Source organism: Pseudomonas sp. ASL9, assembly GCF_056680335.1.
This window is the reverse complement of sequence record NZ_CM155277.1, coordinates 855,289-879,596: the sequence shown is the minus strand read 5'-3', so window position 1 is coordinate 879,596 and position 24,308 is coordinate 855,289. Positions and strand designations below refer to the sequence as shown.

23 protein-coding genes and 1 pseudogene are annotated in these 24,308 nt (G+C 57.6%); 11 read left to right on the top strand and 13 right to left on the bottom strand.

Annotated elements, in window-relative coordinates:
* Positions 1-52: 52 nt before the first annotated feature.
* Both AC1ME2_RS04145 and mfd read right to left on the bottom strand, forming a co-directional pair.
* Entirely contained in the window at positions 53-577 is a 525-nt protein-coding gene (locus AC1ME2_RS04145) for a CsiV family protein (protein WP_480439492.1), read from the bottom strand.
* Between the two features lie 10 nt (positions 578-587).
* Positions 588-4,040: a transcription-repair coupling factor gene (mfd, locus tag AC1ME2_RS04140; protein ID WP_480439491.1), complete on the bottom strand. Its 3,453-nt coding sequence runs from the start codon at positions 4,038-4,040 to the stop codon at positions 588-590.
* 169 nt (positions 4,041-4,209) lie between these two features.
* Between mfd and AC1ME2_RS04135 the strand changes: the two genes are divergently transcribed.
* A complete protein-coding gene (locus AC1ME2_RS04135) occupies positions 4,210-5,673 on the top strand; it encodes a glyceraldehyde-3-phosphate dehydrogenase (protein WP_480439490.1) in 1,464 nt (487 codons plus the stop codon).
* A gap of 59 nt (positions 5,674-5,732) precedes the next feature.
* On the opposite strand, the gene tcuC is transcribed toward AC1ME2_RS04135, so the two are convergent.
* Together tcuC and AC1ME2_RS04125 are read right to left on the bottom strand one after the other, a co-directional pair.
* Complete coding sequence (tcuC, locus tag AC1ME2_RS04130; protein ID WP_480441995.1) at positions 5,733-7,028, bottom strand: tricarballylate/proton symporter TcuC; 1,296 nt, start codon at positions 7,026-7,028, stop codon at positions 5,733-5,735.
* 134 nt (positions 7,029-7,162) lie between these two features.
* A complete protein-coding gene (locus AC1ME2_RS04125) occupies positions 7,163-7,723 on the bottom strand; it encodes a chalcone isomerase family protein (protein WP_480439488.1) in 561 nt (186 codons plus the stop codon).
* Between the two features lie 156 nt (positions 7,724-7,879).
* Between AC1ME2_RS04125 and AC1ME2_RS04120 the strand changes: the two genes are divergently transcribed.
* Both AC1ME2_RS04120 and sthA read left to right on the top strand, forming a co-directional pair.
* Positions 7,880-8,851 carry an FAD:protein FMN transferase gene (locus tag AC1ME2_RS04120; protein WP_480441993.1) on the top strand — a complete coding sequence of 324 codons (972 nt, stop codon included), beginning with the start codon at positions 7,880-7,882 and terminating at the stop codon, positions 8,849-8,851.
* Between the two features lie 196 nt (positions 8,852-9,047).
* Positions 9,048-10,442 carry a Si-specific NAD(P)(+) transhydrogenase gene (sthA, locus tag AC1ME2_RS04115; RefSeq protein WP_480439486.1) on the top strand — a complete coding sequence of 465 codons (1,395 nt, stop codon included), beginning with the start codon at positions 9,048-9,050 and terminating at the stop codon, positions 10,440-10,442.
* A 42-nt stretch (positions 10,443-10,484) separates the two neighbouring features.
* On the opposite strand, the gene AC1ME2_RS04110 is transcribed toward sthA, so the two are convergent.
* Together AC1ME2_RS04110 and AC1ME2_RS04105 are read right to left on the bottom strand one after the other, a co-directional pair.
* Entirely contained in the window at positions 10,485-11,207 is a 723-nt protein-coding gene (locus tag AC1ME2_RS04110) for a glycerophosphodiester phosphodiesterase (protein WP_480439485.1), read from the bottom strand.
* 95 nt (positions 11,208-11,302) lie between these two features.
* On the bottom strand, positions 11,303-11,890 hold the full coding sequence (locus AC1ME2_RS04105) for a PilZ domain-containing protein (protein WP_480439483.1): 588 nt from the start codon (positions 11,888-11,890) through the stop codon (positions 11,303-11,305).
* A gap of 93 nt (positions 11,891-11,983) precedes the next feature.
* On the opposite strand from AC1ME2_RS04105, the gene AC1ME2_RS04100 reads away from it, so the two are divergent.
* The 3 genes from AC1ME2_RS04100 (at position 11,984) to AC1ME2_RS04090 (ending at position 15,235) form a co-directional block, all read left to right on the top strand.
* Entirely contained in the window at positions 11,984-13,234 is a 1,251-nt protein-coding gene (locus tag AC1ME2_RS04100) for a lipoprotein-releasing ABC transporter permease subunit (RefSeq protein ID WP_480439482.1), read from the top strand.
* A gap of 7 nt (positions 13,235-13,241) precedes the next feature.
* Positions 13,242-13,925 (top strand): lipoprotein-releasing ABC transporter ATP-binding protein LolD, encoded by a 684-nt coding sequence (lolD, locus tag AC1ME2_RS04095; RefSeq protein WP_480439481.1) that lies wholly within the window; start codon positions 13,242-13,244, stop codon positions 13,923-13,925.
* A 65-nt stretch (positions 13,926-13,990) separates the two neighbouring features.
* Positions 13,991-15,235, top strand: a complete 1,245-nt coding sequence (locus AC1ME2_RS04090; RefSeq protein ID WP_480439480.1) for a lipoprotein-releasing ABC transporter permease subunit — start codon at positions 13,991-13,993, stop codon at positions 15,233-15,235.
* A 126-nt stretch (positions 15,236-15,361) separates the two neighbouring features.
* Here AC1ME2_RS04090 and AC1ME2_RS04085 read toward each other — a convergent pair whose 3' ends face one another.
* Both AC1ME2_RS04085 and AC1ME2_RS04080 read right to left on the bottom strand, forming a co-directional pair.
* Positions 15,362-16,717 (bottom strand): heavy metal sensor histidine kinase, encoded by a 1,356-nt coding sequence (locus AC1ME2_RS04085; protein WP_480441991.1) that lies wholly within the window; start codon positions 16,715-16,717, stop codon positions 15,362-15,364.
* Positions 16,717-17,397: a heavy metal response regulator transcription factor gene (locus AC1ME2_RS04080; RefSeq protein ID WP_480439479.1), complete on the bottom strand. Its 681-nt coding sequence runs from the start codon at positions 17,395-17,397 to the stop codon at positions 16,717-16,719. Before AC1ME2_RS04080 ends, AC1ME2_RS04085 begins: the two co-directional genes overlap by 1 nt.
* Positions 17,398-17,565: 168 nt before the next feature.
* Here AC1ME2_RS04080 and AC1ME2_RS04075 point away from each other — a divergent pair, with 168 nt between their 5' ends.
* Both AC1ME2_RS04075 and queF read left to right on the top strand, forming a co-directional pair.
* Entirely contained in the window at positions 17,566-18,075 is a 510-nt protein-coding gene (locus AC1ME2_RS04075; RefSeq protein ID WP_480439478.1) for a cupredoxin domain-containing protein, read from the top strand.
* A gap of 61 nt (positions 18,076-18,136) precedes the next feature.
* Positions 18,137-18,967 carry an NADPH-dependent 7-cyano-7-deazaguanine reductase QueF gene (queF, locus tag AC1ME2_RS04070; RefSeq protein ID WP_480439477.1) on the top strand — a complete coding sequence of 277 codons (831 nt, stop codon included), beginning with the start codon at positions 18,137-18,139 and terminating at the stop codon, positions 18,965-18,967.
* A gap of 52 nt (positions 18,968-19,019) precedes the next feature.
* Here the strand turns inward: queF and AC1ME2_RS04065 are convergent, their stop codons facing one another.
* From AC1ME2_RS04065 to AC1ME2_RS04055, 3 genes and pseudogenes are all read right to left on the bottom strand, one after another.
* Positions 19,020-19,283 carry a DUF4404 family protein gene (locus tag AC1ME2_RS04065; protein ID WP_480439476.1) on the bottom strand — a complete coding sequence of 88 codons (264 nt, stop codon included), beginning with the start codon at positions 19,281-19,283 and terminating at the stop codon, positions 19,020-19,022.
* 121 nt (positions 19,284-19,404) lie between these two features.
* Positions 19,405-19,962 carry an HAD superfamily inactivated hydrolase PcrP gene (gene pcrP, locus AC1ME2_RS04060; RefSeq protein ID WP_480441989.1) on the bottom strand — a complete coding sequence of 186 codons (558 nt, stop codon included), beginning with the start codon at positions 19,960-19,962 and terminating at the stop codon, positions 19,405-19,407.
* Between the two features lie 5 nt (positions 19,963-19,967).
* Positions 19,968-20,070, bottom strand: a pseudogene (locus AC1ME2_RS04055) (HAD family phosphatase); the annotation flags it as partial.
* Between the two features lie 208 nt (positions 20,071-20,278).
* On the opposite strand from AC1ME2_RS04055, the gene AC1ME2_RS04050 reads away from it, so the two are divergent.
* Positions 20,279-20,980 (top strand): MlaA family lipoprotein, encoded by a 702-nt coding sequence (locus AC1ME2_RS04050; protein ID WP_480439474.1) that lies wholly within the window; start codon positions 20,279-20,281, stop codon positions 20,978-20,980.
* Between the two features lie 72 nt (positions 20,981-21,052).
* On the opposite strand, the gene AC1ME2_RS04045 is transcribed toward AC1ME2_RS04050, so the two are convergent.
* Positions 21,053-21,352: a PilZ domain-containing protein gene (locus AC1ME2_RS04045; protein ID WP_480439473.1), complete on the bottom strand. Its 300-nt coding sequence runs from the start codon at positions 21,350-21,352 to the stop codon at positions 21,053-21,055.
* Positions 21,353-21,619: 267 nt separating this feature from the next.
* On the opposite strand from AC1ME2_RS04045, the gene rssB reads away from it, so the two are divergent.
* Both rssB and rssC read left to right on the top strand, forming a co-directional pair.
* A complete protein-coding gene (gene rssB / locus AC1ME2_RS04040; protein ID WP_480439472.1) occupies positions 21,620-22,804 on the top strand; it encodes a two-component system response regulator RssB in 1,185 nt (394 codons plus the stop codon).
* The gene (rssC, locus tag AC1ME2_RS04035) at positions 22,801-23,283 is read left to right on the top strand and encodes an anti-sigma factor antagonist RssC (RefSeq protein WP_480439471.1); all 483 of its coding nucleotides are present in this window, start codon (positions 22,801-22,803) and stop codon (positions 23,281-23,283) included. The genes rssB and rssC overlap by 4 nt, the downstream gene beginning before the upstream one ends.
* 76 nt (positions 23,284-23,359) lie before the next feature.
* Here rssC and tal read toward each other — a convergent pair whose 3' ends face one another.
* Positions 23,360-24,286 carry a transaldolase gene (gene tal / locus AC1ME2_RS04030; RefSeq protein WP_480439469.1) on the bottom strand — a complete coding sequence of 309 codons (927 nt, stop codon included), beginning with the start codon at positions 24,284-24,286 and terminating at the stop codon, positions 23,360-23,362.
* Between the last annotated feature and the right edge of the window lie 22 nt (positions 24,287-24,308).

The window sequence follows — 24,308 nt, the reverse complement described above, 5'->3', positions numbered from 1 at the left end:
TACGCCGCAGCGATGCTCAAAGGGCAAGGAACGCAACGCGCCCCTTGGATGTTTAAAGAGGAGAAACCTTGATCAGCATGGCTAGACTGCCATTGTCCATGTAGGTCAATTCGCCATTCTTTACCCGGGTCGTCTGGGTCATTCGCTCGCTGGTGCCCACCACACCATAGGTATCGAGTTGATTGACCCAAAAGTCTGCCGTGATATCGGTAAACCGCGCCAGACTCAAGGTGACGGTGCCCTCAATGGGAAAGTGACCGAACTGCTCCTGACCATTGGTGACCGCCATTTTGCTCGGATCAGCGCTCAGGTTCTGCTGCCAGGCCCGGTGCAGCAGCACTTTGTAGTTGCCGCTGGCGTCCAGTTTACCGGCCATTTCGGTCAGCGCGAGGCTGTGTTCATTCTCGGCGCTGATTTTCTGGGCTCCAGTGGCCCAGGCTTCGGGGGCAGGCTGGTTGGTCGTGGCAGGCTGGCCAAGCTGCCGAAACAGGATCATTTCGACCTGATACACACCGTCAGCAAACGCTGCCGGTGCGATCAGCGTCAGCAGAAGGATCAATGAGCGAAGCACACGCATGGGTGAATCCTTAAGCTGTTTTTGGGGTCAGGCGCTCGAACAGCGCTTCTAACGTATTGAAACGCTCTTCCGGGCGCTCCATAGGCACCATGAACTTGAACAGCGTGGCGCCCTCGAATTTGTACCGGTTGGGCTGGCCCTGAATCAGCTTGATCAGCACCAGTGGATCAACCTGGGTATCGGCGCTGAATTCGATTCGTCCACCTTGCGGCCCGGCATCGACTTTCTTGATGCCCAGTTGCTCGGCCTGCAACTTGAGCAGCGTCAGGCGTACCAGGTTCTTGGTCGGTTCGGGCAACAGGCCGAAGCGGTCGATCATCTCCACTTGCAGGTCCTTGAGACTGTCTTCATCGGCAGCGTTGGCGATGCGTTTGTACAGAATCAGGCGGGTATGCACATCGGGCAGGTAGGCTTCGGGGATCAAGGCCGGCAGACGCAGGTTGATTTCCGGCCCGCCACCCAAGGGCTGGTCGAGGTTCGGTTGTTCACCCTTGCGAATGGACTTGACCGCACGTTCGAGCATTTCCATATAGAGCGTGAAGCCCACGGCCTGGATCTGCCCGCTCTGGCCATCGCCCAACAGTTCGCCAGCGCCACGGATTTCCAGATCGTTGGTCGCGAGCACGAAGCCTGCACCGAGGTCTTGAGTGTTGGCGATGGCTTCCAGGCGCTTTTCTGCGTCCGGGGTGATTTGTTGCCGAGGCGGTGTCAGCAGGTAGGCGTAAGCCTGGTGGTGACTACGGCCTACGCGACCACGCAACTGGTGCAGCTGTGCCAGGCCGAACTTGTCCGCACGTTCGATGATGATGGTGTTCGCGCTGGGCACATCGATGCCGGTTTCGATGATGGTCGAGGCGATCAGCACGTTGAAGCGCTTGTGATAAAAGTCGCTCATCACCTGCTCAAGATCGCGTTCGCGCATCTGTCCATGGCCGATGCCGATACGGGCTTCAGGCACCAGTTCGGCCAGATCGGCGGCGCATTTCTCGATGGTTTTCACGTCGTTATGTAGGTAGTAAACCTGGCCGCCCCGCAGCAGTTCGCGGAGCAGGGCTTCCTTGATCGTGCTTTTATTCTCCTCCATGACGAAGGTACGCACGGACAGGCGACGCGCGGGTGGCGTGGCAATGATCGACAAGTCGCGCATGCCCGATACCGCCATGTTCAGCGTTCGCGGGATCGGGGTCGCGGTCAGGGTGAGGATGTCGACTTCACTGCGCAGGGCCTTGAGTTGTTCCTTCTGACGCACACCGAAGCGATGCTCTTCGTCGATGATCACCAAGCCCAGATTTTTGATCTTTACATCGTCCTGCAGCAGCTTGTGCGTGCCAATGACGATATCAATCTTGCCTTCTGCCAGGTCTGCCACCGCCGCGTTGATTTCTTTGGCGGACTTGAAGCGGCTCATGACCTCCACGCTCACTGGCCAATCGGCGAAGCGATCGCGAAAGCTGTTGTAGTGTTGCTGGGCGAGCAGGGTGGTAGGCACCAGAATGGCCACCTGACGTCCACCATGCACGGCAATAAATGCAGCGCGCATCGCCACTTCGGTCTTGCCGAAGCCTACGTCGCCGCACACCAGTCGGTCCATCGGCTTGGGTGCCAACATGTCGGCGCGTACGGCATCGATGGTGGTTTGTTGGTCTGGGGTTTCCTCGAACGGGAAGCCGGCGCTGAAGGTTGCATAGTCGGCTTTCGGGTCGGCGAAGGCATACCCTTCGCGGGCGGCACGGCGGGCATAGATGTCCAGTAGTTCGGCGGCGACATCACGCACTTGCTCGGCGGCTTTGCGTTTGGCTTTCTGCCAGATTTCCGAACCCAGTCGGTGCAGCGGCGCCAGGGCGTCATCGCTGCCGGTGTAGCGGGCGATCAAGTGCAGGTTGGCCACCGGGACATACAGCTTGGCGTCTTCGGCGTAGGCCAGCATCAAGAATTCGGCGACCTGATTTTCCACTTCCAGCGTGGCCAGACCCAGGTAGCGGCCGACACCATGGTCGATGTGCACCACGGGTGCGCCTTCGCGCAGTTCGGTGAGGTTTTTGATGACCGCGTCATTGTTGCCGCCGTCGGTGCGTTTTTCCCGACGCCGACGTTGCATGACCCGCTGACCGAACAGCGGGCTTTCGGCCACCAACGCCAGGGACGGATGCTCCAGCAGCAGACCTTCATCCAGTGGTGCGATGGTGATCGACAGGCGTTCCTTGCCACTGACGAAGTCCGGCCAGCTGTCCACGGTTTTCGGGCGCAGCTTCAGGCGTTCGAGCAGTTCCAGCAGCACTTCCCGACGCCCGGCAGATTCGGCAGTGAACAATACGCGGCCAGGGAACCCCTCGAGAAATGTCGACAGTGCCGCCAAGGGCTGTGTGGCCTTGGATTGAATCGCCAGATCCGGCAACGGCAGCGCCGGGAAGCGTTCGCGGCCAGCACCGGGCTCGACGTCCTGTTGGCTGACAATCACGCGTGGCCAGCTTTTCAAACGAGCAAAACAGTCTTCTACCGGCAAGAACAATTCATTGGGCGGTAATAGCGGTCGCTCAGGGTCGACGCGCCGCTCTTCATAGCGGTTGCGGACGTCGCTCCAGAAATTTTCCGCCGCTTGTTCGATGCCGGGCAGCGAGAATACCTGGGTGTCCTGGGGCAGGTAGTCGAACAGGGTTGAGGTTTCATCGAAGAACAACGGCAGGTAGTACTCGATACCGGCCGGAGTGATGCCGCTGCTCAGGTCTTGAAAGATCGGGCAGCGACGGAAGTCCACGTCGAAGCGCTCGCGAAAGCGGGCCTTGAAGCGGGTGACAGCATCTTTTTGCAGCGGAAATTCGCGCGCGGGCAGCAGGCGAACCGATTCGACCTTGTCGATGGAACGCTGGTTTTCCGGGTCGAAGGTGCGCAGGGTTTCGATTTCGTCGTCGAACAGGTCGATCCGGTACGGCAGTTTGCTGCCCATCGGGAACAGATCGATCAGGGCGCCACGGACCGCGAACTCACCGTGCTCGTACACTGTGTCGACGCAGCGGTAGCCGCTGGCTTCAAGCCGGGTACGCATGTGTTCGACATCAAGCTTCTGGCCGATGTCCAGCACCAGGCTGCTGCCAAGCAGAAACTTGGTGGGTGCCAGTCTGTGTAGCGCCGTCGTGATAGGGACTACCAAAACGCCATGCGCAAGTTCCGGCAACCGATAAAGGCTGGCGATACGCTGGGAAATGATGTCCTGATGCGGCGAGAACAAATCGTAGGGCAGGGTTTCCCAATCCGGGAAATGCAGAACCGGCAGGGTAGGCGCAAAGAAGCTAAGCTCTTGCTCAAGACGTTCGGCACTTTGGCTGTCAGCGGTTAAAAGCAGCGTGAAGCGCTTGGCGGCGCTGGCGGCCTCGGCAATAGCCAGGCTTAGGGCGGCACCAGGCAAATTGCCCCAGTGTTGTTTACCTGCAGCGGCAGGGAGTAGCGGTAGACGCAGGACAGGCACGGGAGGTTGAGCTCCAAGCGTTGCAACAAGGGCGGTGATTGTAACGGGCGGAGGCAGGCGCTGTCAGTTTTCAGCGCGCCGGAAAATGTAGCGCTGTGTAATCTGATCGTCGTGCATTGCTCATAAACAAAGGCGGCGGCATAATGTAGCCCCTTTTTTCAGCCCCTACATGTGGAAGGTTCCCGTGACTCAGAAGCCCGACCAGTGTCTTGGTGAATGGATCGATCGTGAAGCCCTCGCCGAGGCGATGATCCCCCTCATCGGTCAGCTCTACCGCAATAACAATGTGGTGAGCTCGATCTATGGCCGCAGCCTGATCAACCGTTCAGTCATCGCGATTCTCAAAGCCCATCGCTTTGCTCGTCATCGCCAGGCTGATGGCAGCGAGCTGTCCGTACACGAAACATTCCCGCTTATTAAAGCCATGAGCGAACTCAAACTGGGTGCCGCTTCGGTGGACCTGGGCAAGTTGGCCGTGAAATTCAAGGCAGAAGGCCAAGGCCTTACTGCTGAGCAGTTCGTGCGTGCAGAGCTGGCCGATGTCGTCGGTCAACAAAGCGCCACTGCCCGTAAAGGCAAGGATGTCGTGCTGTACGGTTTCGGCCGGATCGGTCGCCTGCTGGCGCGGATCCTGATCGAGAAAACCGGCGGCGGCGATGGCCTGCGTCTGCGTGCCATTGTCGTGCGCAAAGGCGCCGATAATGACCTGGTCAAACGTGCCAGTCTGCTGCGTCGTGATTCGGTACATGGCCCGTTCAATGGCACCATCACTATCGATGAAGCCAGCAACACCATTACCGCCAACGGCAACATGATTCAAGTGATCTACGCGAAGAATCCGACTGATGTGGATTACACCCAGTACGGCATCAAGAATGCGTTGCTGGTGGACAACACCGGCGTATGGCGTGATGCCGAAGGCCTCGGCCAGCATTTGACCTGCCCGGGCATCGAGCGTGTGGTTCTTACCGCGCCAGGCAAAGGCAAGCTGAAGAATATCGTGCATGGCATCAACCATGACCAGATCACGGCTGAAGACCTGATCGTTTCGGCGGCGTCCTGCACCACCAACGCCATCGTGCCGGTGTTGAAGGCCGTCAATGACAAGTTTGGTATCGTCAATGGTCACGTTGAAACGGTTCACTCGTACACCAACGACCAGAACCTGATCGACAACTTCCACAAGGGTGATCGTCGTGGCCGTAGCGCTGCGTTGAACATGGTCATCACTGAAACCGGTGCTGCTACCGCCGCTGCCAAGGCCCTGCCTGAACTGGCTGGCAAGCTGACTGGCAACGCGATCCGTGTTCCAACGCCTAACGTGTCCATGGCTATCCTCAACCTGACCCTTGAGAAGCCAACCAGCCGCGAAGAAATAAACGAATACCTGCGCTACATGGCCATGCACTCGGACCTGCACAAGCAGATCGATTTCGTGCACTCACAGGAGGTGGTTTCCACCGACTTCGTGGGTTCGCGTCACGCCGGTGTTGTGGATGCTGAAGCGACTATCTGCAATGACAACCGTGTTGTTCTGTACGTCTGGTACGACAACGAATTCGGTTATAGCTGCCAGGTTGTTCGCGTGATGGAAGAGATGTCAGGGGTCAACCCGCCTGCCTTCCCGCGCTAAGCGATAGATAAAAAATGCCCCGACTGGTTCGGGGCATTTTTTTGGGTGCTATTAAGCTATTAGCTGTTTATCGGTACTGCCTGAGGCGCTTCCAACTGGTGTTTGCCTTTGCGGAACAGGACCAGAGTAGCGGTCAGTCCCAGAATGGCTGCAGCGCTGAGCCAGATCCCTGGCGCGGCTTTGTTGTCCAGCACATGGATCAGGTAAGTACAGGCTGCCGGGGTGAAACCACCGAAGGTGGCCGTCGCGAGGCTATAAGCCAGTGAGAAGCCAGTGGTTCGCACTTCGACGGGCATGATTTCGGTCAGGGCTACCACCATGGCGCCGTTGTAGGAGCCGTAGAGGAACGACAACCACAGTTCAACGATCAGCAAGTGTTCGAAGCTCGGGTTGGCTACCAGCCAGGACAGAGAAGGGTAGGCTGTGAGAAGCGCCAGAATGGTCGCCGCCAGTAGCAGCGGCTTACGCCCGATGCGGTCGGAAAGTGAACCCATGACTGGCAGCCAGAAGAAGTTCGACAACCCGATACAGACCGTAACCAGCAGGCTGTCGAAATCTGACAGGTGCAGTTCATTTTTGCCAAAGGTCGGGGTGTAGGCGGTAATCAGGTAAAACGACACGGTGGTCATCACTACCAGCGCCATGCCTCCCAGCACCAGGCCAAAGTTCTGACTGATCGAACGCGTCACGTCGCGCAGAGAGGGGCGATGTTTACGCGCCTCGAACTCGGGCGTTTCCTCCAGCGAGCGACGAATCACGAAGATTGCCGGCACGATCATGCAGCCGATCAGGAATGGTACGCGCCAGCCCCAATCACCCATTTGCTCCGGGCTCAGCCAGTGGTTGAGACCTACGCCCAGCAAACCGGCGAAAACGACGGCGGCTTGTTGGCTAGCCGATTGCCAACTGACGAAAAAGCCTTTACGGCCCGGTGTAGAAATTTCCGCGAGGTAAACCGAGACACCGCCCAATTCCACGCCGGCAGAGAAGCCCTGCAACAGACGTCCGAGCAATACCAGCAGCGGCGCTGCGACGCCCAGCGTCGCATAGCCGGGCACACAAGCAATCAATACAGTGCCCATGGCCATCAATGCCAGGGTAATAATCAGACCTTTGCGACGACCATGACGGTCGATATAGGCCCCTAGAAAAATCGCACCCAGCGGACGCATCAGAAAGCCGGCACCGAAGGTGGCCAGCGACAACATCAACGAAGCGAAAGCGCTGTCACTAGGGAAGAAGGTTTTGGCAATGGCTGTGGCGTAAAAGCCATAAACCATGAAGTCAAACATTTCCAGAAAGTTGCCGCTGACAACGCGAAAAATCGCCTTGCCCTTGCCCGTATTCAAGGCCATTTCAAGTACTCTCATTAACTATCTGGCTAAGCATCCATTGTTTTTATTCGCTGTCGCAATATGGCTCCTGCCTGCACGCAACACGTCTTGTAACAATATGTTTTATGGGCCGGCAAGACAACTAAAACGTGGCGTCAACTACGATCCATCAAGGACTTGCGCAGGCTCTGCGACAGTCCGTTGGGCGCCAGCCAAAGGCCTAAATAAATCCGCGCCAATTCGGGGTTGGTACTACTGAAAATCACCTTGCCGTTGCGCTCCAGGCTTAGCCCGCGTTGGGGTTGATAGAAGAGGGCATATCTGTCGCCGGGCTGGATGTTCTGGAAGCTGTCATGCAATTGGTTCAGTTCTGGTTGCAGGCGGGTGAGGGTGGCTTTGCTTTGCTGGCGAGCAAGGGTCACGTTGGCGGCCTTGATCACATCGGTCCGGTCGATATTGCGAAAGTAATACAGTTCCAGGCACTGGGCGCGCTGCTCGGTAAAGGCTTGCTGGGGGCTGATCGAGGGTTCATTGAACAGGGCTGCCGCGTAGACATCAGCCCATAAATAGGTCAACACACCCTGACTTTTGCGTTCCAGTACGGGCGAACGGTCGCTCAATTGGACGGGGAAGCTTGCCTCCTTAAGCCGCTCTGCTGGATTGGCCTGTGCAATCGGGCTTAATAACAGTAATAGACAGATAAGCAGATGTCGCATAATAGCTGCGCCTTTTTGAGTGCCTATTTACAGGTTAAGACAATTTTTGGCCCGTGCCGGGCTTTGCGAGCAGCAAATGCGCTTTGATTGGATGGGGGGTTGAGTACGCTCAGGTGTCTGGTCCGCGTTTTGACGCCTGTGCTGCTGTTCGGCGCAATGGCTGGGTGCGGTTCGGGTGACAGCCTGGAAAGTTTCGGCGGTCCGACCATGGGTAGCATGTATTCGGTGAAATACGTACGCGGCCCCGATGGGCCCGACGTTGCGCACGTCCAGCCGGAGGTAGAAGCGATTCTGGCCGAGGTTGATCAACAGATGTCGACCTACCGCAGTGACTCGGACATCGAACGGTTCAATATGCTGCCAGCTAATAGTTGTCAGTCGATGCCAGCAGGCGTATTGGAGCTGGTCCGGGTAGGCGAGCAGTTGTCTATCGATAGCCAAGGTTCATACGACCTGACCGTTGAACCGTTGCTCGATCTGTGGGGTTTTGGCCCGCAGGCCCGGGTCGAACACGTACCGACGGCCGAGCAATTGGCCCAGGTGCTCCAGCGAGTGGGCCATGGCCATTTGCGTATCGACGGCGATCAGTTATGCAAGGACGCGGCAGTCGAAGTGGACTTCAATAGCATCGCCGCCGGTTACACAGTGGACCGTCTCAGTGCGCAGATGCAGGCGTTGGGTATCCGCAGCTTTTTGGTCGAGGCGACAGGTGAGCTCAAGGCCGTTGGCAAAAAAGCCGATGGTTCACCTTGGCATGTAGCGCTTGAAGCGCCTAGAGACGATCAGCAGATTGCTGAAAAAATTATCGAACTCGATGGCTATGGCGTTTCCACCTCTGGCGATTACCGTAATTATTTCGAACAGGATGGGCGGCGCTATTCCCATACCTTTGATGCGCTGACCGGGGCGCCCATTGATCATGCTTTGGCGTCGGTGACGGTGATTGATCATTCGACGCTGATGGCCGATGGGTTTTCTACCTTGCTGCTGATTCTCGGACCGGAACGGGGCTGGGCTTTCGCAGAACAGCATAAAATCGCCGCTTTTTTTGTGATTCGTGCCGATAAGCGCTTTATCATCCGCAGCAATTCGGAGTTCGACAGGCTGTTTGCCGGCAAACTGCTGTAGTCCGACAGCGATTTATTGCCCTTGCGTGTGATGTAGTGCAGACAGTATTGGCCTACGACGCGACCAAGGGTTAATGTTCGCCGCTTCCGCGCTTGGTTAGACTGCGCCCCTGTTTCGATCCTTCATGCCGCTGGCCGCGGCATGATTTAGCCAGAGACGCCAGAGTGGCGCCTCGGCCTGTTCTAAAGGAGTACGCATGGCTGTCTACAACTACGACGTAGTGGTGCTGGGTTCAGGCCCAGCTGGAGAAGGCGCGGCGATGAATGCCGCTAAAGCAGGACGCAAAGTAGCGATGGTTGATAGCCGTCGTCAGGTCGGCGGTAACTGCACTCACCTGGGCACCATCCCGTCCAAGGCGCTGCGTCACTCGGTCAAACAGATCATTCACTTCAACACCAACCCTATGTTCCGGTCTATCGGCGAGCCGCGTTGGTTCTCGTTCCCGGACGTACTGAAAAACGCTGAAAAAGTCATCACCAAGCAAGTGACATCGCGTACCGGCTATTACGCTCGTAACCGTGTCGATGTGTTTTTCGGTACGGGCAGTTTTGCCGATGAGCACAGCATCGACGTGGTATGCCCTAACGGTGCAGTGGAAAAGCTGGTGGCCAATCAGATCATCATCGCCACCGGCTCACGCCCCTATCGCCCGGTCGATATCGATTTCACCCACCAGCGCATCTACGATAGCGACACCATCCTCAGTCTCGGGCATACCCCGCGCAAGCTGATCATCTACGGCGCCGGTGTTATCGGTTGCGAATACGCGTCGATTTTCAGCGGCCTGGGTGTGATGGTTGAGTTGGTGGACAATCGTGAGCAATTGCTGAGCTTCCTTGACTCGGAAATCTCTCAGGCGTTGAGCTATCACTTCAGCAACAACAACGTGATGGTTCGCCACAACGAAGATTACGAGCGGGTTGAAGGCCTGGATCATGGTGTGATTCTGCACCTCAAGTCCGGCAAAAAAATCAAGGCAGACGCCTTGCTCTGGTGCAACGGCCGGACCGGCAACACCGACAAACTTGGGTTGGAAAACATTGGGATCAAGGCCAATAGCCGTGGTCAGATCGAGGTCGATGAAAACTACCGTACCAGCGTCCCGACCATTTATGGTGCCGGCGATGTGATCGGCTGGCCTAGCCTGGCCAGTGCGGCCTATGACCAAGGCCGTTCAGCCGCGGGCAGCCTCGTCGACAATGGCAGTTGGCGCTTCGTCAACGATGTGCCGACCGGGATCTACACCATTCCGGAGATCAGTTCGATCGGCAAGAACGAACACGAGCTGACCCAAGCGAAAATACCGTACGAAGTGGGCAAGGCGTTCTTCAAGGGCATGGCCCGAGCGCAGATCTCCGGCGAGCCGGTCGGCATGCTGAAAATTTTGTTCCACCGCGACACGCTGCAAGTGCTGGGCGTGCATTGCTTCGGTGACCAGGCGTCAGAGATCGTGCATATCGGTCAGGCGATCATGAACCAGCCGGGTGAGGCCAATACCCTCAAATACTTCGTCAACACCACCTTTAACTACCCGACCATGGCCGAAGCCTATCGGGTAGCCGCTTACGATGGCCTCAACCGGCTTTTTTGAGCGGCTCCGGCCGGTGGCCTGAGCCGGCCGGGGAGACCGATTTCAGCAATTCCCGAGAGTGGCGATGGCCAAACCGGGAAAGTCTGTAATCAGGCTATCTACGCCGAAGTCGGCGAGCCTGCGCATCAGCGCGGGTTCGTTGACTGTCCAGACAGACACGTGCAATCCCTGACGCTGGGCTTTCTGCAAGCGCTCGGGGGTGCACAGTGTCCAGTTCAACGCCAGAATCTTGCAGTCATAACTTTGCGCGACCTTCAGTGGGTCGAGCCAGGCGTATTCAGCCACCAGTCCGCGTGACAGGTCGGGTGTAAGGTCTAGCGCCGCACGCAATACTTCCCGCGAACTCGACGTAACGGTGACTTTATCCAGCAGGCCGTGGCGCTGGGCTAATTCACGAATCGCCAGCACGGTGGTTGCTGCGCGAGTGCGTGATGCGCTTTTGACCTCCAGTTGCCAGTGATCGAAGTCGCATTGCTCGAACAATGCTTCCAGGCGTGGAATCGGGCAAGGCTGGATCCAGCCAGGGCCGCCTTGGCGCGCGTCATAGGTGGCCAGGTCCGCAGCATCCTGTTCGACGACTTTGCCGCGCCGATCCGTGGTTCGTTTGAGCGTTGGGTCATGGATCACCATCAGTTCGCCGTCACGTGACAGATGCAGGTCCAGCTCGCAGCGGCGAACGCCGTGCTTGAGGCATTCCTGGAAACTGGTCAGGGTATTTTCCGGTGCTTCGCCTTTGGCGCCGCGGTGGCCGTAGATAAGGGTCACATTTAATCCTTTTGGGTTTTAGCGCCGTTTACTGCTTAAGCCTTCTCGCGACCTGGGTTCGCAGGTTTTTGGCGGGAGAGCCGAATTCGTCAATCTCAGGTCTCTGAGGCGTCGTTCTGCTCCTTCGCCAGGCGGCGTTGCTGAGATTGTCGTTGCAGGATGTAACGGGCAAGCAACTGTCGCTGGGCATCCGACAAGTCCTCGAATTCGGTGCCTATCTCGAAATTTCCGATTTCGCGAGCATCGCAATGAGTGACCTTGGCGTTCACCATCAAGCCCAGCGCTTGTGGCATCAGAACCATTTTGATGGACAGTAGCGTGCCGGCAGGAAGCGGCAGCGGATGATGAAACTGCACGCCGCCTTCGGAGAGAATCACCAGTTGTGGCTCGCCGATCTTGCCCAATACGGTGTGTGCGACAACCTCGCTGAGCAGATCGATGCGCTTGTTCAGGGTCTTCAGATAACTGCCTAGCACGCGGTCATGGTCACCCAGTTGGCGTAGCAGATGCTGAGACTCGAACTCGCTGATGTGCAGTTCGCTGAGCAGGTTGAACAGCGTGGACGTATCCTGTGCAGGCGCCTGATGGGTCGAATCAGTGGCGGACAGGTGGTTAATTTCCAGTGCGATCGTGTCCTCGATACGGTAGTATTCGCGGCGATCTTCTTCATCTAATGTCGACATGGCGAACCCATGGTAGCGGCGGTGGTCTGAGTGTAAAGCTGCTCGCTGAACCCCGCCACAAGGACGTTCCCTTTCCTCCGAACAAGCCCCGACATGTTCAGACCTCTTTTTGTATTTATTGGCACGCGTTATACCCGTGCAAAACGCCGCAATCATTTTGTCTCCTTCATTTCCCTGACGTCGATGATCGGTCTCGCCCTTGGCGTTGTCGTGATGATTGTCGTGTTATCGGTCATGAATGGCTTCGATCATGAGATGCGCACCCGCGTGCTGGGCATGGTGCCCCACGCGACCATCGAGTCCGATCAGCCGATCAGCGACTGGCAAAGCCTGGGCGACAAGGTCAAGGCCAACCCTCAGGTAGTGGCCGTTGCGCCATTCACCCAGATGCAGGGGTTACTGACCAACAACGGCCAGGTGCAGAAGGTGCTGCTCAATGCCATTGATCCGGTGCAGGAGCGCAAGGTTTCGATCATCGATAACTTCATGCTGAAGGGGCAACTCGACGATCTGACGCCTGGTAGCTTCGGTATCGTTATCGGCGACAAGGCGGCTACCAAGCTGGGCGTCGGTCTCGGTGACAAGCTGACCTTCGTTGCCCCGGAAGTGACCGTCACCCCCGCCGGGATATTTCCGCGGATGAAGCGCTTCACCGTTGTCGGCATCTTTCACGTCGGCGCCGGTGAGCTGGACGGTTACCTCGGTCTGACCAATCTCACCGATCTGGCGCGCCTGCATCGCTGGAAACCGGACCAGGTCCAAGGGCTGCGTCTGAAGTTCGATGATCTGTTCCAGGCGCCACGCGTGGCGTGGGAAATTGCCCAGAAGTTGGGTGATCATAATTTCTATGCCCGTGACTGGACCCGAACCCAAGGCAATCTGTATCAGGCGATCCGTATGGAAAAAGCCATGATCGGCTTGCTGCTGTTGCTAATCGTTGCGGTCGCGGCCTTCAATATCATTTCCACGCTGGTGATGGTGGTCAACGACAAGAAGGGCGATATCGCGATCCTGCGCACCCTGGGCGCTACACCTGGGCAGATCATGGCGATCTTCATGGTGCAGGGCACGGTCATCGGTGTGGTCGGGACGCTGATCGGTGCGGTGGTGGGGATTCTCGCGGCGCTCAACGTCAGCGCGGCGATCTCCGCCCTGGAAGGCCTGATCGGGCACAAGTTTCTCAATGCAGATGTTTACTTCATTGACTACCTACCGTCGCAATTGATGGCCGAAGACGTGTTGCTGGTCTGCGGTGCTGCATTGATTCTGAGTTTTCTCGCCACCCTGTATCCAGCCTGGCGTGCGGCGCGCACCCAGCCTGCGGAGGCGCTACGTTATGAGTGAGTCGGGCATGAGTAATAAAGCAGTACTGAGTTGCCGCAATCTGGGCAAATCCTACGAGGAAGGCCCAGAGTCGGTGGTGGTCCTGTCGGGCTTGCAACTGGAGTTGCATCCGGGCGAGCGCGTCGCCATTGTCGGCAGTTCGGGTTCCGGTAAAAGTACCTTGCTCAATCTGCTTGGCGGTCTGGATACGCCTTCGCAAGGCAGCGTGTGGCTGGCGGGTGAAGAACTGTCGGCGTTGGGCGAAAAAGCCCGTGGCCTGTTACGCAATCGTGCGCTGGGGTTTGTGTATCAATTCCACCACCTGTTGCCTGAGTTCACCGCCTTGGAGAACGTCTGCATGCCGCTGTTGATCGGCCGCACGGCGATCCCGGAAGCCCGCCAGCGCGCCACGGCGTTGCTGCAGCGGGTAGGGCTGGGGCACAGACTGGCGCACAAGCCATCCGAACTGTCCGGCGGCGAGCGTCAGCGCGTGGCGATTGCCCGGGCGCTGGTCAACCAGCCGGGTCTGGTGATGCTCGACGAACCCACCGGCAACCTCGATCATCACACGGCACAAGGCATTCAGGATTTGATGCTGGAGCTCAGCACCTCATTGCGCACGGCATTTCTGGTGGTGACCCACGACATGACCCTGGCCCGGCAGATGGATCGGGTATTGCGTCTGGAAGATGGTCATTTGGTCGCTGATTGATTCAATCAACCCGGCGCCTGTTGTCGCTGCGTCGGGGTTTTTATTTTTTCTACGGTGCTCCGCGAATGTTCAGACCGTTATCAATTTTTATTGGCGCGCGCTATACCCGCGCCAAGCGCCGTAATCACTTCATCTCGTTTATTTCGATGACCTCGATGATTGGCCTCGCGCTGGGCGTGTTGGCAATGATCGTGGTGCTGTCGGTGATGAATGGTTTTCAGCGTGAAATGAGTTCGCGCATTCTCGGCATGGTGCCCCACGCCGTCATCGCTGGCGTGACCCCGCTCGACAACTGGAAGCCAGTGGCCGCTACGGCGATGAAGAACCCCGAGGTCACCGCTGCCGTTCCGTTTACTGAAATGGAAGGCATGTTCTCCTACAAGGGTTTGATGCAGCCGATCCAGATCAGCGGCGTTGATCCAGCGCTGGAGCACGAAGTATCGATTGTTGCCCAGCACATCACCCAGGGTCGCCTGACAGACCTGAAAGCCGGCGAATTCGGCGTGGTTATCGGTGAGATCACCGCTCGGCGCTTTCATGTCAATGTCGGCGACAAACTGACCCTGATCGTGCCGGAAGTCAGCAGTGCGCCGGGCGGTATTACCCCGCGCCTGCAACGGCTGACCGTGGTTGGCGTGTTCAAGGTCGGTGCGGAGCTTGATGGCTCCATGGCCCTGATCAACGTCGCTGACGCCGCGCAAATGCAGCGCTGGCAGCCGGGTCAGGTGCAAGGTGTGCGTCTGGCGCTTAAGGACCTATACACCGCCCCACAGGTCTCGGCGGCCATCGTTGCCAGTCTGGGCGCTGATTACCGCGCTGATGACTGGACTCACACCCAGGGCAGCCTGTTCAGTGCGATGAAAATGGAAAAAACCATGATCGGCCTGCTGCTGTTGATGATTGTCGCGGTGGCGGCGTTCAACATCATCGCCACCTTGATCATGGTGGTTAACGACAAAGGCGCTGACATCGCCATCTTGCGCACCATCGGTGCCACGCCTGGGCAGATCATGATGATTTTCATGGTCCAGGGTACTGTCATCGGGATCGTTGGCACCCTGATCGGCGGCGTTCTCGGCGTTATCGCGGCGTTCAATGTCAGCGAGATGGTAGGCTGGCTGGAGCGCGTCACCGGGCAGCATATCTTCAGTTCCGATGTGTACTTCGTCAACAATCTGCCGTCCCAACTGCAATGGGCGGATGTTGGGCTGATCTGCAGCGCCGGGTTTATCCTGAGTTTCCTCGCGACGCTCTACCCGGCCTGGCGTGCGGCACAGATCCAGCCGGCCTATGCGCTGCGTTACGAGTGATTGCTTTGCGGTGTGTCAGGTGCACCGCGTCGGGTCATTCGCCAATGAATTCGCTCCCATAGAATTATGCGATCTGTTGTGGGAGCGAATTTATTCGCGAAGGCGTCCAGTGATTCACGGTTTAACTTAAGCCGGCAACTCAATCACAAAGCGCGTCAAACCGTCCGCCGATTCGCAACGAATCTGCCCGCCATGGGCTCGGATGATTGACTGAGTGATCGCCAGCCCCAACCCCGCGTGTTCGTTACTGCCTTGGCTGCGTGCAGGGTCCGCACGGAAAAAGCGATCGAATACTCGCGGTAATGTTTGCGCAGGAATGGTTGTGCCGTTGTTTTCGATGCTCAGTTGCACGCCTTGAGCCGAGTGAGATATACGCATTGCCACCTGTCCGCCTGCCGGAGTGAAGCGCAGCGCGTTGTCCAGCAGGTTGGAGAGGGCGCGGCGCAGCATGTTGCGATCACCGGCCAGTGTGGCGTGCCCTTCGCGTGACAGCCGCACCTGTGCGTCCTCGGCCAGAGGCGCGAAAAACTCCAGTACGGTGTCCGCTTCCTCTTCCAGTTGCAGCGTTTCCCGTGCCGGATTGAGCAGGCCGTGTTCGGCCTTGGCCAGATACAGCATGTCGTTGACCATCTGCGCCATCCACTGCAGTTCCTCAAGATTACTGAGCAGGGCCTCGCGATAGTCCTCGGCCGTGCGCGGGCGGGTGAGGGTGACTTGGGTGTGGGTCAGCAGGTTTGACAGGGGCGTGCGTAGCTCATGGGCGATGTCGGCGGAAAACGCCGAGAGCCGCTGAAAGGCCTCGTCGAGGCGCCCAAACATGGCGTTGAAAGCGTGCGTCAGTTCCTCCAGCTCAGTCGGCATTTCCGTTTGCGGCAAGCGCATGGTCAGCGAACTGGCTGAGACGCTGGCAGCGATTTTGCTCATCTGCCTGAGTGGACGCAAGCCGCTGCGTGCCGCCCATGCGCCTAGCAGCGCCGTGGCTAGCGCGCAGAGCCCCACCGTGAGCCAGATCAAGTGTTGCATGCGCTGAAGAAAGTGTTGGTGATGGGTAATGTCCAGCAGCAGCGTAAGGTGTGCTGAATCAGTGTTTTCCGGCTCCAGCAAAACGCTGTACACCCGATAATCAGTCCCTGCGCTACGTAACGTTTGCAGGCCCGGCGGTGTCGGCGGTGTTGCCGGTAGCGTCGGCCGACTGTCGTACCAAATGAGTCCGTCGTTGCCGCGGATACGCAGCGCCATATCCTGCTGACGGCCGAGTTCGCTCTGCAGCGGCGCTTGTCGAGCACTGACATCGTTTTGGCTGGCAACACCCTTCAGCACGGTGCGCAACGTTACCAGCGTGCTGTCGAGTAATTGCTGGTCCAGCTCGATGAAATGCGCTTCGCTGGCTCGACTGAACAGCACGCCAGCGGTCAACGAAACCACGGCAGTGCAGGCGGCGAACAGCAAGGCCAGGCGGCTGCTGAGGGACAGGCGCCTCATCATAGGTCGCGCTCTTCAAGGACGTAGCCCATGCCGCGCACGGTATGAATAAGCTTGTTCGGGTAATCGTCATCGACCTTCAGGCGCAAGCGGCGGATCGCGACTTCGATCACGTTGGTGTCGCTGTCGAAGTTTATGTCCCAGACCTGCGAAGCGATCAGCGACTTGGGCAGCACTTCGCCCTGGCGGCGCAATAGAAGCTCCAGAAGCGAGAACTCCTTGGCCGTCAGGTCGACGCGTTGGCCATTTCGTTCGACACGCCGACGCAAAAGGTCCAGGCGCAGGTCGGCCAGTTGCAGGTGGGTTTCCTGAGGGGCGCTGCTGCCCCGTCGAAGCAGGCTGCGCACCCGGGCGAGCAGTTCGGAAAATGCGAAGGGCTTGACCAGGTAATCATCGGCCCCCAACTCCAGGCCACGAACCCGATCCTCCACCGCATCGCGTGCGGTGAGAAACAACACCGGCGTGTCCAGTCCGGCAGTGCGCACTGCCTGGAGTATCTGCCAGCCGTCGCGACCGGGCAGCATCACATCAAGAATCAGTAGCGCATAATCACCGCTCAGCGCCAAGTGTTGGCCTGTGGTGCCATCCGCCACCAGTTCGGTGATAAAGCCTGCCTCACTCAGGCCTTGGCGCAAGTAATGACCGGTTTTGGGTTGATCTTCGATGATCAGTAATTTCATGGGCGACTCGTGGCGAACGCAGCGGGGCTTTATGCAGCGGTACTTTTATAGCGCGAGTGGCGGGCTCGGGGTCGAAGCTGACAAAGTTGTAATCTTTCGGTCAGCTAACTGCCAGTGGCGCCGCTCTACAGTCAGACGATCGATTGTCGCCTATTTTGGAGAAGTCTTATGGTTTCGCTTGTTCGTCTAGTGGTGGTCGTGGGGTTGCTGGGGTTGAGCCTGCCGCTGATGGCTTCGTCTGCCCATACGCTGAGCTTCGGTCACGCGGCCCCAGCGGCTCAGGCCACACGCACAGTGGAGTTGACCTTGGGCGATATGTTTTTCGAGCCCAAGGCTGTGCAGGTCAAAGCCGGTGAAACAGTGCGTTTCGTGCTCGTCAACAAAGGCAAGTTGTTGCATGAGTTCAATCTCGGTGACGCGGCCATGCACGCCAGGCATCAGAAGGAAATGCTGGCGATGCAGCAAAGCGGCATGCGCATGCCGACCGGCATGGATCATGGTGCAATGAGCGGTAGCACGCTCATGCAACATGACGATCCCAACAGCGTGATGGTCGAGCCGGGCAAAACCGCCGAGTTGACATGGACCTTCAGCAAGGTCAGCAACCTCGAATTTGCCTGCAATATTCCCGGGCATTATCAGGCAGGTATGGTCGGCAAAATCAACATCGTCGACTAGGCGCTGAAAGCTGCGGGCAAACCCTATAAACTTGCGGGGATTATTTAGCCAGGTCCCCGCCATGCATCCCGCAGCCGAACATTCGCCGCTGGGCAAGTCCAGTGAATACATTGCCACTTACACGCCGTCCCTGCTGTTCCCTATCCCGCGTGCGGCGAAATGGGCCGAGCTTGGGCTCACGGCTGAAACGCTGCCCTATCAAGGTGTCGATTTCTGGAACTGCTTCGAGCTGTCCTGGTTGCTGCCGTCGGGCAAACCGGTGGTGGCCATTGGTGAGTTCACCATCCCGGCAGACTCGCCGAATATCATTGAGTCCAAATCGTTCAAGCTCTACCTCAACTCGCTGAACCAGACCGCGTTCCCGGATCGCGCCAGCCTGATGGCGACGTTGCAGGCGGATCTGTCTGCCGCAGCCGGCAAGCCGGTGGGGGTGCGCATTCGCAGCCTGAGCGACGTTGAAGCTGAGGGTGTCGCGGTACTGCCTGGCGTTTGCATCGATGAGCTGGACATTAGCATCGACAGCTATGAGGCGCCGCGCCCCGAGTTGCTGCGCTGCGATGACTCGCGGGTGATCGAAGAAAGCCTGCACAGCCATCTGCTCAAATCCAATTGTCCGGTTACCAGTCAGCCCGATTGGGGCAGCGTTGCGGTGGAATATCGCGGTGCAGCGCTGGATCATGCCAGTTTGCTGGCCTATATCGTCAGCTTTCGTCAGCATTCGGATTTTCACGAGCAATGTGTCGAGCGGATTTTTCTCGACCTGCAACGCTTGCTCAAACCAGAGAAGTTGACGGTCTATGCGCGGTACGTACGGCGCGGCGGGTTGGACATCAATCCCTATCGCAGCACCGAGGTAATCAGCCTGGAGAACCGCAGGCTGGCACGTCAGTAAACGAAAAAGCCCGTCTAATCAGACGGGCTTTCTGTGTGTTTCGCGGGTGGGCTTAAATCCCGATGTTACCCAAGGTCTGAACAATGCTGCGCAGTGTTCCGGCAATGGCTGGATGTTCCAGCTCAAAGCGTTCGACGGCCAGATTAACGCCGTCGGCCAGGCTCGAGTCCTGAGTCGCGGTTTCCAATTGAAGCTCCAGTTCGATCTTCTGCATCAACTCATGCAGGTTCTCGCGTTCCGATTCAGACAGCGGTGGGTTCTGCTCCAGTTGCTCGCGCAGGGTGTTGAGTTGTTCTTGCAATTCGCGGGCAGGCATAGCGTGCTCCCTTTATGGATAGTCTCTGGCATGGACCTTGGCGCTGAGCTAAAGGTCCTTGATAAGTATAAGACTAATCCACTTCGAAGCTGCATACATGATCTTGATCAACGGCGCGCGATCACGGCTTCTCGCCTTTGGTGCGGCGCAGGCTGATATCGGCGAGGCAGGAGGCGAGTTCCCCGAGGTGATCGATCACTGAGTGCACGCCAAGGCCATACAGTTGCAGGGTGGCTTGGCCGCGTCGGTATTCGCGTTCGGCGCTGTTCAGCGCTTGCCATTCATCGGGTGACAATCCGCAGAGTGGACCACAGGACGCCAGACCCACCGTCCAGAGCCCGGCGTTGAGTCCGGACTGCAACAGGCGCGGCTCACCGCTGACCAGCACACAGCCATCGAGTTGGTTCACATTCAAGGCCATCAATGCTTGCCAGCACGCATCAGGCGCGGGCCACGCGGCGCAGGGGGTGGAGCGATCGATCGGTTGAACCCATTCGGGCAGTGGCGCGGCCAGGCGCTGGCTGACATTGCCGGGCAACTCGTCCAGCCAGGCGCAGGGCACGCCTTGTCGACGCAGGTTTTGCAGAATATCCAGCGCGCCGGGTGTGACGCAGGACGGTTCACTCATCTCGGGTTGAGCATCCTGCGGCAGCGTGCCAAGTGTGCCTCGATCCTGCACGGATCGAGCGCGAGCGCCAAAATCGACCAGACAGCCACTGAGGCCGAAGAGCAGTGCAGTGAAGGCTGGAGAGGGCACGGGTATCGGTGTGACGTTTGGCGCAGGCATGGCAACGTCCCTGAAATATCTTCATACGCTACGGCGGGTAGATGACAGTCGCGTGACGGCCAGATGAGGAGGGTGGGTCGCCAATTCAGGGGCTTGGCGTTACTGATTGTTAGTAAGCTGCCTAAATCGTCGTAGAAGGCTTTATACTGCGCGCCATGAGTTGCAGGGCATAGCGCCCTCCCCATTATTATCACTAGGAGTGTCTGCGATGCCCGTGACTGGTGCAGGCTTTATCGATCGTCTGGCTCGGCTGTGTGTGTGTGCCGGTATTGCGCTGGTTCCCATGGTTGCTCAAGCCGCTGATGACGACCCGTGGGAAGGGGTCAACCGAGTCATTTTTCGCTTCAACGACACGCTCGATACCTATGCCCTGAAGCCATTGGCCCAAGGTTATCAGTTCGTCACGCCGCAGTTCCTTGAAGACGGCATCCATAACATGTTCAGAAACGTTGGGGATGTTCGCAACCTTGCCAACGATGTATTGCAGGCCAAGCCGTATGCCGCGGGCGTCGACACAACGCGTCTGCTCTTGAACACCACCCTTGGTGTGGTCGGCTTCTTCGACGTCGGTACCAAAATGGGCTTGCAGCGCAACGACGAAGACTTCGGTCAGACCCTGGGTCATTGGGGTATACCTAGCGGCCCGTATGTGGTCCTGCCGTTGCTTGGGCCTAGCACCGTGCGCGATGGCCTCGCCCTGTACCCCGACACTTATGATGCACCGTACCGTTACATGAATGACATACCGGCCCGTAACACGATTCAGGGCGTGGGTATTGTCGATACCCGTGCGAGCCTGCTGTCTGCCGAGAAGTTGATCATGGGCGACAAATACACATTCATTCGTAACGCCTACTTGCAGAACCGCGAGTTCAAGGTGAAAGACGGCAAAGTCAAAGACGATTTCTAGTCTTCCGATCTGTAAAAAAAGGCGACCTTCGGGTCGCCTTTTTTTTGGCCAGACGTTTTGAAAGAAATCGTTTCAATTCATGGAGAGAATAGTCAGGCCCAGTTTCTGACCCCCTTCATCCTGATCGGTCAACCACACCACCTCGGTTTCGGCCTCCAGTCCTTTGAGTGCCGTGTGGTCGGAATCGATGCGCACGCTCAGCTTGTCTCCGATCTTGAACGAGCGCGGCGCTGCCACCTGCATGCCCGAGCTTGACAGGTCCACGCAGACTGCCGGGATGACTTGGCCGGCATATAACAGGGTCACGTCGGCATCCACACGCATGCGGATGTAATCTCTTTTTTCCGCGTAGTTCCGATCATTTTGGCTCATGACATGTCCTTCGATTTCGTTGCTGATTTACCTGTTCTTATAACTCCCGGTGATTTGCGATGTAAAGACATCCAGTGACCGTCTGCGTGAGCTTGAAACGCCCGGCGGATGGGAGTACCGTCTGCGCCTTGAAGGGCACCTCTGAACGGTGATGTGCGCGACCAAAAGTGTCGTTGCTGTTTTAGAGAGGCTAGAAGCGAATCCAGTACGCGAGTCCGGTAAAAACCGAGCCGCCTACGCCAACCTACTCTGGCGCCGTTTGCCCACATGCAGAAAACCAGTGCCACGTTGCTGATAATCGACGACGACGAAGTAGTGCGAGCGAGCATCGCCGCCTATTTGGAAGACAGTGGCTTCAGCGTCCTGCAAGCGAGCAATGGCTTGCAGGGTCTTCAGCTCTTCGAGCAAAAAAAGCCCGACCTTGTGATCTGCGACCTGCGCATGCCTCAGGTGGGCGGCCTCGAGCTGATCCGCCAGGTAACCAACCTTTCACCTGAAACACCGGTGATCGTCGTTTCCGGGGCAGGGGTCATGAGTGATGCCGTCGAGGCGTTGCGTTTGGGCGCAGCCGATTATCTGGTCAAGCCTCTGGAAGACCTCGCGGTGCTCGAGCACTCGGTGCGTCGAGCTCTGGATCGTGCGCGACTGCTGCTGGAAAACCAGCGTTATCGCCAGAAGCTCGAAACCGCCAATCGCGAACTCGAAGCCAGCCTGCATTTGCTCCAGGAAGACCAGAACGCGGGTCGCCAGGTACAGATGAACATGCTGCCGGTCAATCCATGGGTGGTCGACCACTTCCAGTTTGCCCATGAGATCATCCCGTCGTTGTACCTGTCTGGCGATTTCGTGGATTACTTTCGGGTCGATGAGCGCCGTGTGGCGTTTTATCTCGCCGACGTGTCCGGGCATGGTGCTTCGTCAGCCTTTGTCACGGTGTTGCTGAAATTCATGACCACACGCTTGTTGTTCGAGTTCAAGCGTAACGGCACATTGCCGGAGTTCAAACCGTCGGAAGTGCTGGGTCATATCAACCGTGGGCTGATCAACTGCAACCTGGGCAAGCATGTGACCATGGTGGGCGGTGTCATCGACGAAGAAACCGGAAAATTGACCTACAGCATCGGCGGCCATTTACCGTTGCCGATCTTGTACACGCCCACTGATGTCCACTACCTGGAAGGCCGCGGTCTACCGGTCGGACTGTTCAATGAGGCGACCTATCAGGATCACGTATTAGACTTGCCTGAGACCTTCAGCCTGACTTTACTTTCTGACGGGATTTTGGACCTTTTGCCAGGTGATACACTCAAAGAGAAAGAGGCCGTCTTACCTCAAATGGTAAAAACGGCAGGCGGCAGCCTGGATGGTCTGCGTCAAGTTTTTGGATTGGCCACGCTAGGGGAAATGCCGGATGATATCGCCTTGTTGGTGTTGAGCAGGAATATTGAATGAGTACCGGTAGAATCCAGTTCGCCGAGCAAGCAGGCACTTTTGTTCTTAAGTTCGTGGGTGAAGTGCGCCTGACGCTGTGTTCGGCTTTGGATGCAACTATTGAACGCATCTTCACTGCGCGGAACTTTTCGGCAATCGTGATCGATTTGACCGAAACCCGTAGCATTGACAGCACGACGCTTGGTTTGTTGGCCAAACTGTCCATTTTGTCGCGTCAAAAAGTAGGGCTATTGCCGACGGTTGTCACGACCCACGAAGACATCACTCGGTTGTTGCAGTCGATGGGCTTTGATCAGGTGTTCAACATTGTGGATCGACCGATCCCATGCCCTGAGTGCCTGACCGACTTGCCATCGCAGGATCAGTCCGAAGACGTGGTGAAGGCCAAAGTGTTGGAGGCGCACAAAATTTTGATGGGGTTGAACGACTCGAATCGCGAAGCGTTTCATGACCTGGTCAATGCCCTCGAGCGGCACTGATAGCGGCACTGCTGAGACGATAGCTGCGCGGTAATTAAAAAGGGCGGACCTGTGAAGGTGCCGCCCTTTGACGCATTCAGGCCTTGGCGGCAAGCAATGCTTCGAGTTTTTCCTGGTCGCGAGCAAACTGACGAATACCTTCGGCCAGCTTCTCGGTGGCCATCGCGTCTTCGTTCGACGCCCAGCGGAACTGGTTTTCGCTCAAGCTCTGACGTTTTTCCCCGGCACTGCCTGGCGCCAGTTTGCGCTCCAGCGTGCCGTTGTCCTTCGACAGCTGCTCCAGCAAGTCCGGGCTGATGGTCAAGCGATCACAGCCAGCCAGCAGCTCGATCTGGCTGAGATTGCGGAAGCTCGCGCCCATAACCACGGTTTTGTAGTCATTGGACTTGTAGTAGTTGTAGATCCGGGTAACCGACTGCACGCCTGGGTCATCAGCACCGACAAAGTCATGGCCGGCCGACTTTTTGTACCAGTCGTAAATCCGCCCTACGAACGGCGAAATCAAGAACACGCCAGCCTCGGCACAGGCAACCGCCTGAGCGAACGAGAACAATAGCGTGAGGTTGGTCTGGATGCCATCACGCTCGAGCTTCTCGGCGGCACGAATGCCTTCCCAGGTCGACGCCAGCTTGATCAAAATCCGGTCGCGGCCAATGCCGGCATCATCGTAAAGGCCGACCAATCGCTCGGCGCGTTTGATCATGGCATCAGTGTCGAATGACAGCCGGGAATCCACTTCAGTGGACACGCGGCCAGGCACCACGTTGAGAATCTTCTGCCCGATGGCGACGGCGAATCGGTCGCAAGCAAGCCCGATATCATTTTTGCTACCGCTGAAAGCACCCGCGAGCAGTTCGGCATTGTTCGCGCTGGAAGCGGCTTTTAGCAGCAAGGAAGGGTTTGTCGTCGCGTCCACTGGCTTGAGGCGGGCGATGGCATCGAAATCGCCAGTATCAGCGACCACAGTGGTCATTTGTTTGAGTTGATCCAGCTTGGAAGTCATGAGCGTGCTCTGTCCTGTGCGG